Source organism: Mycobacterium sp. E2327, assembly GCF_001672675.1.
Taxonomy (GTDB): domain Bacteria; phylum Actinomycetota; class Actinomycetes; order Mycobacteriales; family Mycobacteriaceae; genus Mycobacterium.
Window position 1 is genome coordinate 1 of sequence record NZ_LZKE01000250.1, and the last position, 15,541, is coordinate 15,541.

At 70.2% G+C, this 15,541-nt stretch carries 19 protein-coding genes and 1 pseudogene; 18 read left to right on the plus strand and 2 right to left on the minus strand.

The annotated features are described in order from the left end of the window. The first annotated feature begins 60 nt into the window (after window positions 1–60). The 5 genes from A5712_RS28515 to trmD all read left to right on the plus strand — a co-directional run bounded on the left by A5712_RS28515 (window position 61) and on the right by trmD (window position 2,672). The gene (locus A5712_RS28515; RefSeq protein WP_068113447.1) at window positions 61–480 is read left to right on the plus strand and encodes a nuclear transport factor 2 family protein; all 420 of its coding nucleotides are present in this window, start codon (window positions 61–63) and stop codon (window positions 478–480) included. A 161-nt stretch (window positions 481–641) separates the two neighbouring features. Continuing rightward, window positions 642–1,193, plus strand: coding sequence for a 30S ribosomal protein S16 (gene rpsP / locus A5712_RS28520; RefSeq protein WP_068113449.1), 552 nt, complete (start codon window positions 642–644; stop codon window positions 1,191–1,193). Between the two features lie 5 nt (window positions 1,194–1,198). Then, window positions 1,199–1,441: an RNA-binding protein gene (locus tag A5712_RS28525; protein WP_003878715.1), complete on the plus strand. Its 243-nt coding sequence runs from the start codon at window positions 1,199–1,201 to the stop codon at window positions 1,439–1,441. A 12-nt stretch (window positions 1,442–1,453) separates the two neighbouring features. Further along, the gene (gene rimM, locus A5712_RS28530; RefSeq protein ID WP_068113453.1) at window positions 1,454–1,969 is read left to right on the plus strand and encodes a ribosome maturation factor RimM; all 516 of its coding nucleotides are present in this window, start codon (window positions 1,454–1,456) and stop codon (window positions 1,967–1,969) included. Window positions 1,970–1,985: 16 nt separating this feature from the next. Further along, window positions 1,986–2,672, plus strand: coding sequence for a tRNA (guanosine(37)-N1)-methyltransferase TrmD (gene trmD, locus A5712_RS28535; protein WP_068113525.1), 687 nt, complete (start codon window positions 1,986–1,988; stop codon window positions 2,670–2,672). A gap of 84 nt (window positions 2,673–2,756) precedes the next feature. Here the strand turns inward: trmD and A5712_RS28540 are convergent, their stop codons facing one another. Further along, a complete protein-coding gene (locus A5712_RS28540) occupies window positions 2,757–3,713 on the minus strand; it encodes a hypothetical protein (RefSeq protein ID WP_068113456.1) in 957 nt (318 codons plus the stop codon). A 309-nt stretch (window positions 3,714–4,022) separates the two neighbouring features. On the opposite strand from A5712_RS28540, the gene rplS reads away from it, so the two are divergent. From rplS to A5712_RS28560, 4 genes and pseudogenes are all read left to right on the plus strand, one after another. After that, window positions 4,023–4,364, plus strand: a complete 342-nt coding sequence (rplS, locus tag A5712_RS28545; RefSeq protein WP_066930268.1) for a 50S ribosomal protein L19 — start codon at window positions 4,023–4,025, stop codon at window positions 4,362–4,364. Between the two features lie 57 nt (window positions 4,365–4,421). Continuing rightward, the gene (gene lepB, locus A5712_RS28550) at window positions 4,422–5,282 is read left to right on the plus strand and encodes a signal peptidase I (protein ID WP_068113464.1); all 861 of its coding nucleotides are present in this window, start codon (window positions 4,422–4,424) and stop codon (window positions 5,280–5,282) included. A gap of 2 nt (window positions 5,283–5,284) precedes the next feature. Beyond that, window positions 5,285–6,029 (plus strand): annotated as a pseudogene (locus tag A5712_RS28555) (ribonuclease HII); the annotation flags it as partial. A gap of 33 nt (window positions 6,030–6,062) precedes the next feature. Then, a complete protein-coding gene (locus A5712_RS28560; protein WP_003875077.1) occupies window positions 6,063–6,368 on the plus strand; it encodes a DUF2469 domain-containing protein in 306 nt (101 codons plus the stop codon). A 7-nt stretch (window positions 6,369–6,375) separates the two neighbouring features. Here the strand turns inward: A5712_RS28560 and A5712_RS28565 are convergent, their stop codons facing one another. Continuing rightward, complete coding sequence (locus A5712_RS28565) at window positions 6,376–7,116, minus strand: GAF and ANTAR domain-containing protein (RefSeq protein WP_068113495.1); 741 nt, start codon at window positions 7,114–7,116, stop codon at window positions 6,376–6,378. A gap of 100 nt (window positions 7,117–7,216) precedes the next feature. Between A5712_RS28565 and A5712_RS28570 the strand changes: the two genes are divergently transcribed. The 9 genes from A5712_RS28570 to A5712_RS28610 all read left to right on the plus strand — a co-directional run bounded on the left by A5712_RS28570 (window position 7,217) and on the right by A5712_RS28610 (window position 15,339). After that, window positions 7,217–8,197, plus strand: coding sequence for an NAD-dependent epimerase/dehydratase family protein (locus tag A5712_RS28570; protein ID WP_068113497.1), 981 nt, complete (start codon window positions 7,217–7,219; stop codon window positions 8,195–8,197). A gap of 25 nt (window positions 8,198–8,222) precedes the next feature. Next, window positions 8,223–9,038, plus strand: a complete 816-nt coding sequence (fdhD, locus tag A5712_RS28575; RefSeq protein ID WP_068113500.1) for a formate dehydrogenase accessory sulfurtransferase FdhD — start codon at window positions 8,223–8,225, stop codon at window positions 9,036–9,038. 4 nt (window positions 9,039–9,042) lie between these two features. Beyond that, on the plus strand, window positions 9,043–9,216 hold the full coding sequence (locus A5712_RS28580) for a 5'-phosphate oxidase (protein ID WP_068113503.1): 174 nt from the start codon (window positions 9,043–9,045) through the stop codon (window positions 9,214–9,216). 113 nt (window positions 9,217–9,329) lie between these two features. After that, window positions 9,330–9,707: a YraN family protein gene (locus A5712_RS28585; RefSeq protein ID WP_068113506.1), complete on the plus strand. Its 378-nt coding sequence runs from the start codon at window positions 9,330–9,332 to the stop codon at window positions 9,705–9,707. Then, entirely contained in the window at window positions 9,707–11,218 is a 1,512-nt protein-coding gene (locus A5712_RS28590; protein WP_068113509.1) for a YifB family Mg chelatase-like AAA ATPase, read from the plus strand. The genes A5712_RS28585 and A5712_RS28590 overlap by 1 nt, the downstream gene beginning before the upstream one ends. After that, the gene (gene dprA / locus A5712_RS28595) at window positions 11,215–12,366 is read left to right on the plus strand and encodes a DNA-processing protein DprA (RefSeq protein ID WP_068113512.1); all 1,152 of its coding nucleotides are present in this window, start codon (window positions 11,215–11,217) and stop codon (window positions 12,364–12,366) included. Before A5712_RS28590 ends, dprA begins: the two co-directional genes overlap by 4 nt. A gap of 33 nt (window positions 12,367–12,399) precedes the next feature. Continuing rightward, window positions 12,400–13,248 carry a siderophore-interacting protein gene (locus A5712_RS28600; protein ID WP_068113515.1) on the plus strand — a complete coding sequence of 283 codons (849 nt, stop codon included), beginning with the start codon at window positions 12,400–12,402 and terminating at the stop codon, window positions 13,246–13,248. 4 nt (window positions 13,249–13,252) lie between these two features. Further along, a complete protein-coding gene (locus A5712_RS28605) occupies window positions 13,253–14,416 on the plus strand; it encodes a lactate 2-monooxygenase (RefSeq protein WP_068113518.1) in 1,164 nt (387 codons plus the stop codon). A 32-nt stretch (window positions 14,417–14,448) separates the two neighbouring features. Next, on the plus strand, window positions 14,449–15,339 hold the full coding sequence (locus A5712_RS28610) for a tyrosine recombinase XerC (protein ID WP_068113521.1): 891 nt from the start codon (window positions 14,449–14,451) through the stop codon (window positions 15,337–15,339). The last annotated feature ends 202 nt before the right edge of the window (window positions 15,340–15,541 follow it).

The window sequence follows — 15,541 nt, forward strand, 5'->3', positions numbered from 1 at the left end:
GGCGCGGAGGATGGCTGACGCCGCTGAACACGTTGCCGTTCCGTCGTGTTCAATCAAGCCATGTTGAGCCTGGAAGAGATTTCCGACCGCTTAGAGATCCAGCAGCTGCTGGTGGACTACTCCACCGCCATCGACAACCGCCGATTCGACGACCTGGACGAGGTCTTCACGCCCGACGCCTACATCGACTACCGGGCGCTGGGGGGCATCGACGGCCATTTCCCCGAGGTGAAGAAGTGGTTGTCCGAGGTGTTGCCGACCTTCCCGGTGTACGCGCACATGCTCGGGAACTTCTCGGTGCGCATCGATGGCGACACCGCCTCCTCTCGGGTGATCTGCTTCAACCCGATGGTGCTGCCGGGCGAGAGCGACCAGGCGCTGTTTTGCGGGCTCTGGTACGACGACGAGTTCGTGCGGACCGCCGAGGGCTGGCGGATGACGCGCCGGGTGGAGACGAAAGTCTTCCAGAAGGTGATGTAGCTGGATTTCTGGCGCGCGGCCCTGTTCTGGCACAATGGGCGGCTGTCCGCCGCGCGATTACGGCCGCCCGGTGGTCACACACGCGAGGCAAAACCGGACCCCGGCATCCCGCCCGGGTCGCTGAATTGCAGCGTGACACATCTAGGAGAAGTCGCTTAACCATGGCTGTGAAGATCAAGCTGACCCGGCTTGGCAAGATCCGCAATCCGCAATACCGCATCGCCGTCGCCGACGCTCGGACTCGCCGCGACGGCCGCTCGATCGAGGTCATCGGCCGGTATCACCCGAAGGAAGACCCGAGCCTGATCGAGATCAACTCCGAGCGCGCCCAGTACTGGCTTTCGGTGGGCGCCCAGCCGACCGAGCCGGTCCTCAAGCTGCTGAAGATCACCGGCGACTGGCAGAAGTTCAAGGGCCTGCCCGGCGCCGAGGGCAGCCTGCAGGCCGCGCCGCCCAAGCCGTCCAAGCTGGAGCTGTTCAACGCCGCGCTGGCCGAGGCCGACGGCGCGCCCACCACCGAGGCCGCCAAGCCGAAGAAGAAGGCTTCAACTTCAGGGGCCAAGAAGGCCGCCAAGGCTGCCGAGACGCCCGAGGCCGCTGCAGAGACCGCCGAGACCAATGCCGAGCCCGCCGCCGAGGCCGAGCCGGCCGCCGAAGCCCCCGCCGAGCCGGCCGCCGAAGCCGCGCCTGCCGACGCACCGACCGAAGGCTGACCGAGGTGAGCACCGTCGTCGTTGACGCTGTCGAGCACCTGGTCCGCGGGATCGTCGACAATCCCGACGACGTCCGGGTGGACATGGTCACCAGTCGGCGTGGGCGCACCGTGGAGGTGCACGTCCACCCTGACGACCTGGGCAAGGTGATCGGTCGTGGCGGACGCACCGCGACCGCGTTGCGCACGCTGGTCGCCGGTATCGGCGGCCGCGGGATCCGCGTCGACGTGGTGGACACCGACCAGTAGCGGAGCGCTCCCTTGGAGTTAACGGTCGGGCGCGTGGTCAAGGCGCACGGCATCGGCGGCGAGGTGGTGGTGGAAGTCCGCACCGACGATCCCGCGGCACGGTTCGCTCCGGGTAATACGTTGCGCGCCAAGAACTCCCGTAGCGGTGAGGAGCGCAGCGTCGTTATCGACCAGGCCCGCGAGCACGGTGGGCGGCTGCTGGTGCGATTGGCCGGCGTGCACGACCGCGACGCCGCCGACGCCCTGCGGGGCAGCCTGTTTGTCGTCGACTCCGACGAGCTGCCGCCGATCGACGAGCCGGACACGTACTACGACCACCAGCTCGAAGGCCTTGTCGTCCGGACGATTTCGGGGCTGGAGGTCGGCGTCGTCGCCGAGGTGTTGCACACCGCGGCGGGTGAGCTGCTGGCGGTGCGCCGGGATTCCGGCGAGCTCCTGGTGCCGTTCGTGAGCGCGATCGTCACGTCGGTCTCGTTGGACGACAGGCTGATTGAGATCGATCCGCCCGAGGGCCTGCTGGAACTGTAGGGAGCAGGTGCGCCCAATGCGAATAGATGTCATCACGATCTTCCCGGCCTATCTGGATCCGTTGCGACAGTCGTTGCCGGGCAAGGCGATTGCGTCCGGCCTGGTCGACCTGCACGTGCACGACCTGCGCCGGTGGACCTACGACGTCCACCACTCGGTGGACGACGCGCCGTACGGCGGCGGACCCGGGATGGTGATGAAGGCCCCGGTCTGGGGCGAGGCGCTGGACGAGACTTGTTCGGGTGAAACGCTTTTGGTGGTTCCGACCCCGGCGGGCGCATTGTTCACGCAGGCGACCGCCCAGCGCTGGAGCACCGAGAAGCACCTGGTGTTCGCCTGCGGACGTTACGAGGGCATCGACCAGCGGGTCATCGACGACGCCGCTCGCCGGATGCGGGTCGAGGAGGTCTCGATCGGGGACTACGTGCTGCCCGGCGGGGAATCGGCGGCCGTGGTGATGATCGAAGCGGTGCTCAGGCTGCTCACCGGGGTGCTGGGCAATCCCGCGTCGCTGCAGGATGATTCGCACTCGCCCGCCCTGGACCGGCTGCTGGAGGGGCCCAGCTATACCAGGCCGCCGAGCTGGCGCGGGCTGGACGTCCCCGAGGTCCTGCTGTCCGGCGATCATGCGCGGATCGCGGCGTGGCGCCGCGAGGTTTCCTTGCGGCGCACCCGTGAGCGCCGCCCGGACCTATTGGGCTAGTTGCTTGGCGAGCAGACGCAGAATCGCACTCGCGGAGCCGGATTCGTGCGATTCTGCGTCTGCTCGCGCCGTGAACGGGCCGCGTCAGATGCGGCCGTTGGGAAATATCGTCTTGACGGCCTGGGTGATCGTCTGCCGCGCGGTGGCGTCGTCGGACGGCTGCAGCGACTGGACCACCATCACGTAGCGGTGGTCGGCGCCGATCACCCCGGTCGACAGGTGCACCCAGTCGGCGCCGATGCAGCACATCCAGCCCTGCTTGACCGCCACCGGTTCGGCGAACAGGCCGTCGGGGATGCCGAACCGCTGCGGGTAGCCGTCGGCGCCGGTTGGGGTGGACCGGGCCAGATCGTTGACGATGATGCTGGCCCGCGAGTTCGGCAGCCCGCCCGTGCCGTCGAGCAGCGCGTCGTAGTAGTGGATCAGGTCGGTCAGCGAGCTCATCGTGTTCCACCAGCGCCCGTCGCTGGGCGGGGTGGTGGACGACAGGCCGTATCGGCTCGCGACCTGGGTGATGATGTTGTCGCCGCCGCCCTGGCCCCAGAACTTCTCGGCGGCGCCGTCGTCGGACGACTGCAGCATGACGTCCAGGGCCTGGCGGTCCTCGGGGGACAGCGCGGCCCTGCCCTGGGACTCCGCGAGCAACAGGTCGTCGGCGATGAAGAGCTTGGCCACCGACGCGGTGCCGATGATCTGGCTGTTGCCGTTGGAGACCAGCTCATGCGTCTTGCGATCCAGGACGGCGACCGACAGCGTGGCCCCGGCGCCGGCGGCCTCGTCGATGGCCTGCTGGATCCGCGCGGGCAGGCCGCCGAACACCGTGCCGGACAGCGCCTGCGGCGGCCCGTGCATCGGCACGGTGTCCAGCAGCAGCTGAACCGTCTCGGGCTGCACCTGGGACTGCCGAACCGGCTCGCTGTGCGCGGGTCCGGCGGACGGCTTTCCCAGGCTTTGCGGCTCCACCAACGCCTCGTCGCACCCGGCCAGCACCAGCGTCACCGCCGCCACGGCGGCGAGCACGGCGAGCGGGCGGGTACGCATGTGTCGGTCTCCTTGGCGTCCTGGGACGTTAAACCTGCACGTGGCCGGGCCGTTTCGACCCGAGTCATGTGTACCATTCACCAGCGCCTTTGGCGTGGTTTGAACCGCATGGTTTACCTGTGATTTTCAATGCACGCGGGCCGTCTGGCACAATTGTTCAGTTGTCTCGAACCCACTAGCGCGCCGGGCGTTTCCCGGCGGCTGCGAGATGCGCACTAAAAGCCCGAAAACCATCGGCTTGATGACCGCCCCGCGCCCGCGTGCGGGCAGCCGTCGCAGGCCGCGACCGCAAGGAAGAGTGTTCGTAGGATGAACCGGCTGGACTTCGTCGACCAGACGTCGCTGCGCGACGACATCCCGGCCTTTAGCCCGGGCGACACCATCAACGTGCACGTCAAGGTCATCGAGGGCGCCAAGGAGCGTATCCAGGTGTTCAAGGGCGTCGTGATCCGCCGACAGGGCGGAGGGATCCGCGAGACGTTCACGGTGCGCAAGGAGAGCTACGGCGTCGGCGTCGAGCGCACCTTCCCGGTGCATTCGCCGAACATCGACCACATCGAGGTGGTGACCCGTGGCGACGTCCGCCGCGCCAAGCTGTACTACCTGCGCGAACTCCGCGGCAAGAAGGCGAAGATCAAGGAAAAGCGCTGACCGGGCCCGGTTCGGAGCAGGTCTGCGGCCACAAACCAACCTGGCTACGCTGATCTCGTGACCGACACCCCGGACTCACCCGAGCGCCAGTCCGACGCTGGTCAGCCCGAGCCGAAGGTCTCCACCGCCGACCCCGACACGCCCTCCGAAGCCTCGGAACCCGAATCGGCCGAGTCGGGGCGCAAGAAGAAGTCCACGCTGCGCGAGCTCGCGCTGCTCGCGGTGATCGCCGTGGTCCTCTACTACGTCATGCTGACGTTCATCGCCCGCCCCTACCTGATTCCGTCGGAATCCATGGAGCCCACGCTGCACGGGTGCACGGGCTGCGTCGGCGACCGGATCATGGTCGACAAGCTGAGTTACCGGTTCGGCCAGCCGCGGCCCGGCGACGTGATCGTCTTCAAGGGGCCGCCCTCGTGGAACGCCGGCTACAAGTCGATCCGTTCGAACAACACCGCGCTGCGCTGGGCGCAGAACGCGCTGTCGTTCATCGGCTTCGTGCCGCCCGACGAGAACGACCTGGTCAAGCGAGTGATCGCGGTGGGCGGGCAGACGGTGCAGTGCCGGGCCGAAACGGGGTTGACCGTCGACGGCAAGCCGCTCAAGGAGCCGTATCTGGATCCGACCACGATGATGGCCGACCCGTCGAAGTACCCGTGCCTGGGCAGCGAGTTCGGGCCCGTCGCGGTCCCGCCGGGACGGCTGTGGGTGATGGGGGACAACCGGACCCACTCGGCGGATTCCCGCGCCCACTGCACCAGCGTCCCGATCGAAGCCCTCAAGGGCATCCTGTGCACCGGTGACCCGAATTCGGGAACCGTGCCGGTAGCCAACGTCATCGGCAAGGCCCAATTCATCGTGTGGCCGCCGTCGCGGTGGGGTGGCGTCGGGTCGGTGAACCCCCAGCAGAGTCAGTAGTCATGGCCACCACGTGGCCGCCGCGGACCGTCATCCGCAAGTCGTCCGGATTGCGCACGCTGGAGTCCGCGTTGTATCGCAGCGGCCTTGGCCCGGTCGCCGGGGTGGACGAGGTGGGCCGCGGCGCCTGCGCCGGCCCGCTGGTGGTGGCGGCCTGCGTGCTCGGCCCGAGTCGGCTGGAAAGCCTTGCGGCCCTGGATGATTCGAAGAAGCTCACCGAGAAGGCCCGGGAGAAGCTGTTCCCCTTGATCCGGCGGTATGCGCTGGCGCATCACGTGGTCTTCATCCCGTCGGAGGAGGTCGACCGGCGCGGCGTGCATGTGGCCAACATCGAGGGCATGCGCCGCGCGGTGGCCGGGTTGTCGGTGCGCCCCGGTTACGTGCTGAGCGACGGATTTCGCGTGCCAGGCCTGCCGATGCCGTCGCTGCCGGTGGTCGGCGGGGACGCCGTGGCGGCGTGCATCGCCGCGGCCAGCGTGCTGGCCAAAGTCAGCCGCGACCGGCTGATGGTCGCGATGGACGCCGACCACCCCGGCTATGGCTTCGCCGACCACAAGGGCTACAGCACGCCGGCCCATTCGACGGCGCTGACCGAGCTCGGCCCCTGCGCCCAGCACCGCTATTCGTTCATCAACGTCCGGCGCGTGGCTTCGGGGCCGGGCGGATCCGGTGGGCGCGTGGTGGCGGAGTGCAAACCGGACCCTCCGGCCGAGCCTGGCGAATACCGGTGAGGAAAGATGGGACCAGGTTCCCACGTCAGGGAGAAGGACGTTTGAGCAGATGAGTGCAGAAGATCTCGAAAAGTACGAAACCGAGATGGAGCTCTCGCTGTACCGCGAATACAAGGACATCGTCGGCCAGTTCAGCTACGTCGTAGAAACCGAGCGGCGTTTCTACCTGGCCAACAGCGTGGAGATGACGCCGCGCAACGCCGACGGCGAGGTGTACTTCGAGCTGCGATTGTCCGACGCGTGGGTGTGGGACATGTACCGACCGGCCCGCTTCGTCAAGCAGGTCCGCGTGGTCACCTTCAAGGACGTCAACATCGAAGAGGTCGAGAAGCCCGAGTTGCGGCTGCCGGAGTAGCCCGCGGCTAACTCGTTTCGCCGCTGACCGGCAATTGGCCGCGGTTTTCGATGACGGCGTGCGCCACCTCGGCCAGCTTGATGTTCAGCGCCTGAGAATGCCGGCGCAGCAGGTCGAACGCCTGGTCTTCGGTCATGTCGTGCAGGAGCATCAACATGCCGACCGCCTTACCGGTCTCGCGGTTGCTCATCAGCCCCCGACGCAGGCTCGCGGCGTCTTCGCCCTTGGCGACCGCGTTGATGGCCACGCTGGCGAACGACGCCAGCACCGCCGCCCGGCCGGCGGATTCGGCGTCGAAGACGTTGGGAGTGTCGCTGAACAGGTTGAGCGCGGCCCCCTTGCGCTTGTCGACCAGGAGCCGAAAGCCCATGGCCCCGCGCACCGGTGTCTCCTCGACGAGGACGGCGGCCAGCTTGGGCCACAGCGACGGCGTGGTCAGGTCGGGCTCGATCTGGGGAGTCTCCTCCTCGATCGCGTCGATGCACGGGCCGTCGCCGGAACGCCGTTCCATCTCGTCGATGTGCTGCGCGATCTGGTCGCTGGCGCCGACCGTGATGTAGCGGTCGCCGTCGCGCACCAGCAGGCTGGCGTGGTCACAGCCGCGCACGGTCAGGGTCGCGGCGATGCAGATGGCTGCGTACATCTGCTTGGCGTCCGAACCTTGGTAGATGATCTCGGCCAGGGCGGCGAAGACCGTCGCCGGGTCGGCCTTCTCCCCGCCCGGTGCCGAACTCAAGTCGTCTGCCACGCTTTGCCCCGTTCCCGCTCGTGATTCTTCGTCGAGAGTATCGGCATGCGACTTTCGCGAGCGCGGTTTGGTCCGCGGTTCCGCAGGGAAGCACACCCGGGTGGGACTCACAGTGGCGGTGACCGGGCCAACCGGGGAGATCGGCGTGTCGGCGGTGACGGCGCTCGAGCGCGAGCCCGCGGTGGAGAAGATCATCGGGATGGCGCGCCGCCCGTTCGACCCGGTGTCGTGTGGCTGGCAGAAAACCATCTACCAGCAGGGCGACATCACCGACCGGGAGGCCGTCGATGCCCTGGTGGCCGGGGCGGACGTGGTGGTCCACCTGGCGTTCATCATCATGGGCTCGCGCGACGAGAGCCAACGCATCAACTTAGAAGGCACCCGCAACGTGTTCGAGGCGACGGTCGCCGCCCAGCGACCGCGGCGCCTGGTCTATACCTCGTCGGTGGCGGCCTACGGCTACCACTCGGACAACCCCGTCCCGCTGACCGAGGACGTGCCGACGCGCGGGACCGCCGAGCATTACTACTCGGCGCAGAAGGCCGAGTGCGAGGCGCTGCTCGCCGACATCACCAAGGGCTCGTCGCTGGAGGTGTTCGTGCTGCGCCCTTGCATCGTCGCGGGGCCCCGGGCGACGGCTTTGGCCGACGCGATGCCCTGGAACCAGCTGCCCGCGCCGGTGCGCGCCGTCAGCAAGGTGGCGCCGATCCTGAAGCCGGTCGTGCCGGATCCGGGGATTCCGCTGCAGCTGGTGCACCACGACGACGTCGCGGAGGCGATCGCGCTGGCCGCGACGGCCCCGGCGCCGCCGGGGGCGTACAACATCGCCGGCGATGGCGTGGTGACGGTGTCCGAGGTGGCCAAGGCGCTCGGTGGCCGGCCCGTGCGGGTTCCCGCGATTGCCGCCTCGGCAGCGTCGGCGGCGATTTCCAAGGTGCCGTTCGTCCCGTCGATGCTGGAATGGCTGCACTCCGCGCGGACGTCGGTGGTGATGGACACCGACAAGGCCCGGACCCTGCTCGGGTGGCGGCCGGTCCACTCGTCGGCGGAAACGCTGGCCGCGCTGGCCGAGGCGGTGTGAGGGGCGCCAGGGTAGTTTTGAGCGCGTGGGCCAGGTAACGGCGCGCCGACGGGCGCGGCATCTCACCGCCGACCGCGCCGTCACCCGACCCGAGACCCTGGCCGTCGAGGAGCCGCTGGAGATTCGCGTCAACGGCGCGCCGGTCACGGTGACGATGCGCACGCCCGGCTCGGATTTCGAACTGGCGCAAGGCTTTCTGCTCACCGAGGGGGTCATCGGCGGCCGCGAGGACGTCCGGACCATCCGCTACTGCGACGGGCGCACCGAACCGAACACCTACAACGTCCTGGACGTGACGCTGGCCCCCGGGGTCGCGCCGCCGGACCTCGATGTCACCCGCAACTTCTACACCACGTCGTCGTGCGGGGTCTGCGGCAAGGCGTCGCTGGACGCGGTGCGGTTGATCGGCCGGTTCACGCCCGGCACGGATACCGCGACCGTCACCGCGGCGACCCTCAAGGCGATGCCGGGCCAATTGCGTTCCGCGCAAAAGGTTTTCGACAGCACCGGTGGGCTGCACGCGGCGGCGTTGTTCCGGGCCGACGGCACACCGCTGGTGGTGCGCGAGGACATCGGCCGGCACAACGCGGTCGACAAGGTCGTGGGCTGGGCGCTGGAACACGGGCGGGTTCCGCTGCAGGGCTGCGTGCTGCTGGTCAGCGGCCGGGCTTCGTTCGAGTTGACGCAAAAGGCCGTGCTGGCGGGCATTCCCGTGCTGGCCGCGGTGTCGGCGCCGTCGTCGCTGGCGGTGTCGCTGGCCGAGGAATCCGGCATCACACTGGTGGCATTCCTGCGGGAGGACTCGATGAACGTCTACACCCGGGCGGACCGGATCGGGTAGGGCCATGTCGCGGTTCAAGACGGAAATGGCGACCTGCCCCGCCTGCCGGCGCGAGGCCGAAGCCACGGTCGAGTACACCTACGACAGCGACGGCAAGGTCACCGGCAGGCGGGTGCGCGAGGTGCACTGCCGGTCCGCCGACTGCCCGGGCACCGACGTGCCCCCGCACTGGGGCTAGCTGCGGTACTTGGCCTGTGGATGGACGCCTGACTGGGGATAGCCCGCCGCTGCGCTGAGCTCCAGGCCGCCGCCGGCCCGTGCGTGTCGGCGCCGCCGGGAACGGTGGCTCCCATGACGACCGAACAGACAATGACCCGGGTGCAGCTGGGCGCGATGGGCGAGGCGCTCGCCGTGGACTATCTGACGCGGATGGGCCTGCGGATCCTGGGCCGCAACTGGCGCTGCCGCTACGGCGAGCTGGACGTGATCGCCGCCGACGACGCCACCCGGACGGCGGTGTTCGTCGAGGTGAAGACCCGCAGCGGGGACGGCTACGGCGGGCTGGCCTACGCGGTGACCCCGCGGAAGGTGTGGCGGCTGCGCCGGCTGGCCGGGCTCTGGCTGGCCGGCCAGGACGAGCGCTGGGTGGCGCTGCGCATCGACATGATCGGCGTGCGGGTCGGGCGCCGGCGCACCCCGGAGATCACCCACCTGCAGGGAATCGGCTGATGGCGCTGGGACGGGCGTTCTCGGTCGCGGTGCGCGGATTGGACGGCGCCACCGTGGAAATCGAGGCCTTCATCACCTCCGGCCTGCCGGGCGTGTACCTGGTGGGCCTGCCCGACGCGGCCCTGCAGGAGTCGCGCGACCGGGTCCGCGCGGCGGTCACCAACTGCGGCGACGACTGGCCACAGGCCCGGCTCACCCTCGCGCTGTCGCCGGCGACGCTGCCCAAGATGGGATCGGTCTACGACCTCGCGCTGGCGGCCGCGGTGCTTTCCGCGCAGCGTAAGCACCCGTGGGAGCGGCTGGAGAAGACGGTGCTGCTGGGTGAGCTGTCGCTGGACGGCCGGGTGCGGCCGGTGCGCGGGGTGCTGCCCGCCGTGCTGGCCGCCAAACGCGACGGCTGGCCGGCCGTAGTCGTCCCGGTGGACAACCTGGCCGAGGCCAGCCTGATCGACGGGATCGACGTCTGGGGCGTGCGCACGCTGCGGCAACTGAAAGGCTGGCTCGGCGGCTCCGGCGGCCTGGACGGCAGGATCAGCGCGGGGGCCACGGACCCGGAGCCGACGGCGGATCTGGCCGACGTCGTCGGACAGGCGCAGGCGCGGTTCGCGGTAGAGGTCGCGGCCGCGGGGGCGCACCACCTCATGTTGACCGGTCCGCCGGGAGTGGGCAAAACGATGCTGGCGCAACGCCTTCCGGGCCTGCTTCCGTCGCTTTCCGACGGCGAGGCGCTGGAGGTCACCGCGATTCATTCCGTGGCCGGGCTGCTGTCGACGGATACGCCGTTGATCACCCGGCCGCCATTCGTGGCACCGCACCACAGCTCCAGCGTCGCGGCGCTCGTCGGTGGGGGATCGGGGATGGCCCGCCCCGGCGCCGTCAGCCGCGCGCATCGCGGCGTGCTGTTCCTCGACGAATGCGCCGAGATCAGCGTCAGCGCGCTCGAAGCGCTGCGAACGCCGTTGGAGGACGGCGAGATTCGCCTCGCCCGCCGCGACGGGGTGGCCTGCTACCCCGCCCGCTTCCAGCTGGTGCTGGCCGCCAACCCGTGTCCGTGCGCCCCGGCCGATCCGCAGGACTGCGTCTGCGCCGCCGCGGCCAAACGCCGCTACCTGGGCAAGCTGTCCGGCCCGCTGATGGACCGCGTCGACCTGCGGGTGCAGATGAATCCCGTGCGCGCCGGGGCGATCTCGGTCACCGATGGCGAATCGACCGCCCAGGTTCGCCGGCGCGTTGCGGCGGCGCGTGACGCGGCCGCCGAGCGTTGGCGGCCACACGGATTCCGCACCAACGCCGAAGTCAGCGGGACCCTGCTGCGCCGAAAGTTTCGCCCCAGCAACGCCGCGATGGAACCGCTGCGCAAGGCGCTGGACCGTGGGCTGCTCAGCATCCGTGGCCTGGACCGCACATTGCGGGTCGCCTGGAGCCTGGCCGACCTGGCCGGCCGACCCATGCCGGGCGTCGAGGAAGTCGCCACCGCACTGAGCTTCCGGCAACCGGGGGTGCGGCGATGACCGATCACGTGTCGCGGGCGTGGGCCTACCTGTCCCGGGTGGCCGAACCACCCTGCGCGCCGCTCGCCGAGCTGGTGCGACGCGTGGGCCCGGTGGAGGCCGCGGACCGGGTCCGGCGCGGGTCGGTCGACGCCGACCTGGCCCGCCACACCGAGGCCCGGCGCGAAATGAACCGGGCCGCAGCGGATCTCGAGCTCATCGCGGCGCGCGGCGGCCGGTTGATCACACCCGACTGCGATGAGTGGCCGGTGCTTGCGTTCGCCGCCTTCGGCAACGCCGAGGTCAGGGCCCGCGGCGGCCCGCCGATGGTGTTGTGGGCGATGGGTCCGGCCCGCCTCGACGAGGTGGCCGAACGCGCCGCGGCCGTGGTCGGAACAAGGGCGTCGACGGTATACGGCGAGCAGGTGACCGGGGACCTGGCCGCCGGATTGGTCGAACGCGAGGTGGCCGTGGTCTCCGGCGGGGCCTACGGCATCGACGGCGCGGCGCACCGCGCGGCGCTGAACTGCGACGGGATCACCGTCGCCGCGCTCGCGGGCGGGCTCGACATCCCTTATCCCGCAGGCAATTCCGGGCTGCTGCATCGCGTCGGTTCGAGCGGGCTGTTGTTCACCGAATACCCGCCGGGTGTCCGCCCGGCCCGGCACCGGTTCCTCACCCGCAACCGGCTGGTCGCCGCCGTCGCCGGTGCGGTGGTGGTGGTCGAAGCGGGCCTGCGCAGCGGCGCGGCCAACACCGCGGCCTGGGCGCGGGCGCTGGGCCGGGTGGTGGGCGCGGTGCCCGGGCCGGTGACCTCGTCGGCGTCGGCGGGTTGTCACGTGCTGCTGCGCAACGGCGCCCAGCTGATCACCCGCGCTGATGACGTCGTCGAGCTCGTCGGCCACATCGGTGAGCTCGCGCCCGAACAGCCGCACCCCACCACGGCGCTCGACGGGCTGAGCGACGCCGAGCGGCAGGTGTACGAGGCGTTGCCCGGTCGCGGCGCCGCCACGGTCGACGAGATCGCCGTCGCGTCGGCGCTGCCGCCCGAGCAGGTGCTCGGGCCGCTGGCGATGCTCGAGATGGCCGGCTTGGCGCGCCGCGACGAGGGGCGGTGGCGAATAGTCCGCGCCGGCGCAGCCCGGCGTTCGACGGCGCGGCTCGTATAGTCGACGGGGGGTCGGGTCCCGACAGGAGGATATGTGGCAGGTCGACCTCTACAGAGCTTCGAAGTAACCCGCACCGAGCAGCTGACCCGGCACATGGTCCGGGTCGTGCTGGGCAGCAGTCACTTCGACACCTTCGCGCCGAGCAAATTCACCGACTCGTACGTCAAGTTGGCCTTCGTCCCCGAAGACGTCGACATGGCGGCGTTGCCGCGGCCGTTGACCCTGGACAGCTTCGCCGACCTGCCCCCGGAGAAGAAGCCGTCGGTGCGGACCATGACCGTGCGCGATGTCGACGTCGCCGCCGGCGAACTCACGATCGACATCGTGGTGCATGGCGAGCACGGGGTCGCGGGCACCTGGGCGGCCTCGGCCCAACCCGGCCAGCCCATCTACCTGATGGGCCCCGGCGGCGCCTACACCCCCGACCCCGCCGCCGATTGGCACCTGTTGGCCGGCGACGAGTCGGCGCTGCCGGCCATCGCCACCGCGCTGGAAGCGTTGCCCCCCAACGCCGTTGGCAAGGCGTTCATCGAGGTCGCCGGCCAGGAGGACGAGATCCCGCTGAGGGCACCGGAAAACGTCGAGGTGAGCTGGGTCTACCGCGGCGGCCGTGCCGACCTGGTGCCCGAGGATCGCGCTGGTGATTTCGCGCCGCTGATTGAGGCGGTCACCACCGCGCAGTGGCTGCCCGGGCAGGTGCACGTGTTCATCCATGGCGAGGCGCAAACCGTCATGCACAACCTGCGGCCCTACATCCGCAAGGAGCGCGGCGTGGACGCGAAATGGGCGTCGTCGATCTCGGGTTACTGGCGGCGCGGCCGGACTGAGGAGACGTTCCGGCAGTGGAAGAAGGAACTGGCCGAGGCCGAGGCCGGGGACTAGCGCGATGGCTCATTTCGGGGACTACCAGAACGAGATCTACCTGCAGGGCCTGGCCGGTGTGGTGCCGCAGTTTCCGATGGTGTTCTCCGAGTTGGAGGCCAAGGCCGCCACCGCGCTGCCACCGTCGGTCTGGTCCTACGTCGCGGGCGGGGCCGGCGACGAGCGCACGCAGCGGGCCAACTGCACGGCCTTCGAGCGCTGGGGCCTCATCCCGCGCATGTTCGTCGGCGCCGCCCAGCGCGACCTGTCCGTCGAGCTGTTCGGCATGACTCTGCCATCGCCGGTCTTCATGGCGCCGATCGGCGTCATCGGCATCTGCGCCCAGGACGGCCATGGCGACCTGGCCACGGCCCGCGCGGCCGCGGCCACCGGCGTGCCGATGGTGGCCTCGACGCTGACGGTCGACCCGATGGAAGACGTCGCCGCCGCCCTCGGCGATACGCCCGGCTTCTTCCAGCTCTACACACCGACCGACCGCGAGGTGGCCGCCAGCCTGGTGCACCGCGCGGAGGCGGCCGGCTTCAAGGGCATCGTCGTCACCCTCGACACCTGGGTAACCGGGTGGCGCCCGCGCGACCTGAGCACGTCGAACTTTCCCCAACTGCGCGGACATTGCCTGGCCAACTACACCAGCGACCCGGTGTTCCGCGCCGGCCTGGCAAGGCCGCCGGAGGAGGACCCGCAGGGCGCGGTGCTGCGCTGGATACAGCTGTTCGGAAACGCGTTGACGTGGGACGACCTGCCCTGGCTGCGCTCGCTGACTGACCTGCCGCTGCTGGTGAAGGGGATCTGCCATCCCGACGACGCCCGGCGCGCCCGGGACGGCGGCGTCGACGGCATCTACTGCTCCAACCACGGCGGCCGGCAGGCGAACGGCGGCCTGCCCGCGATCGACTGCCTTCCCGGGGTGGTCGAGGCGGCCGGCGGGCTGCCCGTGCTGTTCGACTCGGGCATCCGCAGCGGCGCCGACATCGTCAAGGCCCTCGCGCTGGGGGCCACCGCGGTCGGCATCGGCCGCCCGTACGCCTACGGCCTGGCTTTGGGCGGCGTCGACGGCATCGTGCACGTGCTGCGCACCATGCTCGCCGAGGCCGACCTGATCATGGCCGTCGACGGCTATCCCACCCTGAAAGATCTCACCCCGGAAACGCTCCGGCGCGTCACCTGAGCCCGGCCCCCGGCGCCTGCGACCGTAAGGGCGTGGAGGCGATCCTCGAGGAGTTCGACGAGTACCTGGCGCTGCAGTGCGGGCGCTCGGCGCACACCCGCCGGGCGTACCTGGGCGACCTGCGCTCGCTGTTCGCGTTCCTCGATGGCCGCGGTCTCGAGGCGTTGAGCCTGCCCGTCCTGCGTGCGTGGCTGGCCTCGGCCGCCGGGGCGGGCGCGGCCCGCACCACGCTGGCCCGTCGCACGTCGTCGGTCAAGGCGTTCACCGCGTGGGCGGCGCGTCGCGGGCTGCTCACCGGGGACCCGGGGGCGCGTCTGCAGGTGCCCAAGGCGCACCGCACCCTGCCCTCGGTGCTGCGCCAGGATCAGGCTCTGCAGGCCATGGCGGCCGCGAAATCCGGTGCCCAGCAAGGGGATCCGCTGGCCCTGCGGGATCGGCTGATCGTCGAGATGCTCTACGCCACCGGGATCCGGGTCAGTGAGCTGTGCGGCCTGGACGTGGACGACGTGCACGCCGGCGACCGGCTGGTCCGGGTCCTCGGCAAGGGAAACAAGCAGCGCACCGTGCCGTTCGGGGCGCCGGCCGCCGACGCGTTGGACGCGTGGCTGGCCGACGGGCGCCCGGCGCTGGCGACGGCGGAGTCAGGGCCGGCGCTGCTGCTGGGCGCGCGCGGCCGGCGGCTCGACGTGCGCCAGGCGCGCACCGTCGTGCACCAGACCGTCGCCGCGGTCGACGGCGCGCCCGACATGGGACCGCACGGCCTGCGCCACAGCGCGGCCACCCACCTGCTCGAGGGCGGGGCCGACCTGCGGGTGGTCCAGGAGTTACTCGGCCATTCCAGCCTGGCGACCACCCAGCTCTACACCCATGTGGCGGTCTCGCGGCTGCGGGCGGTGCACGACCAGGCCCATCCACGCGCCTGAGGCCCTGCAGGTCACATGCGTCACAGAAGTCTCTAGAGCTGGCGGCACCCGACGTGCCCGCCTCATAGCGACAATTCCGCCTGCGCGCGCCGACGTTCCGGTTGTCGCTATGAGGCGGGCAGGAAGGGTGCCGCCTTCGCGCGGAGACTCCCGTGGCGCCTGTTACGGATGATGCGCCGCCGCCCCGTCGAGCGGCTTCAAC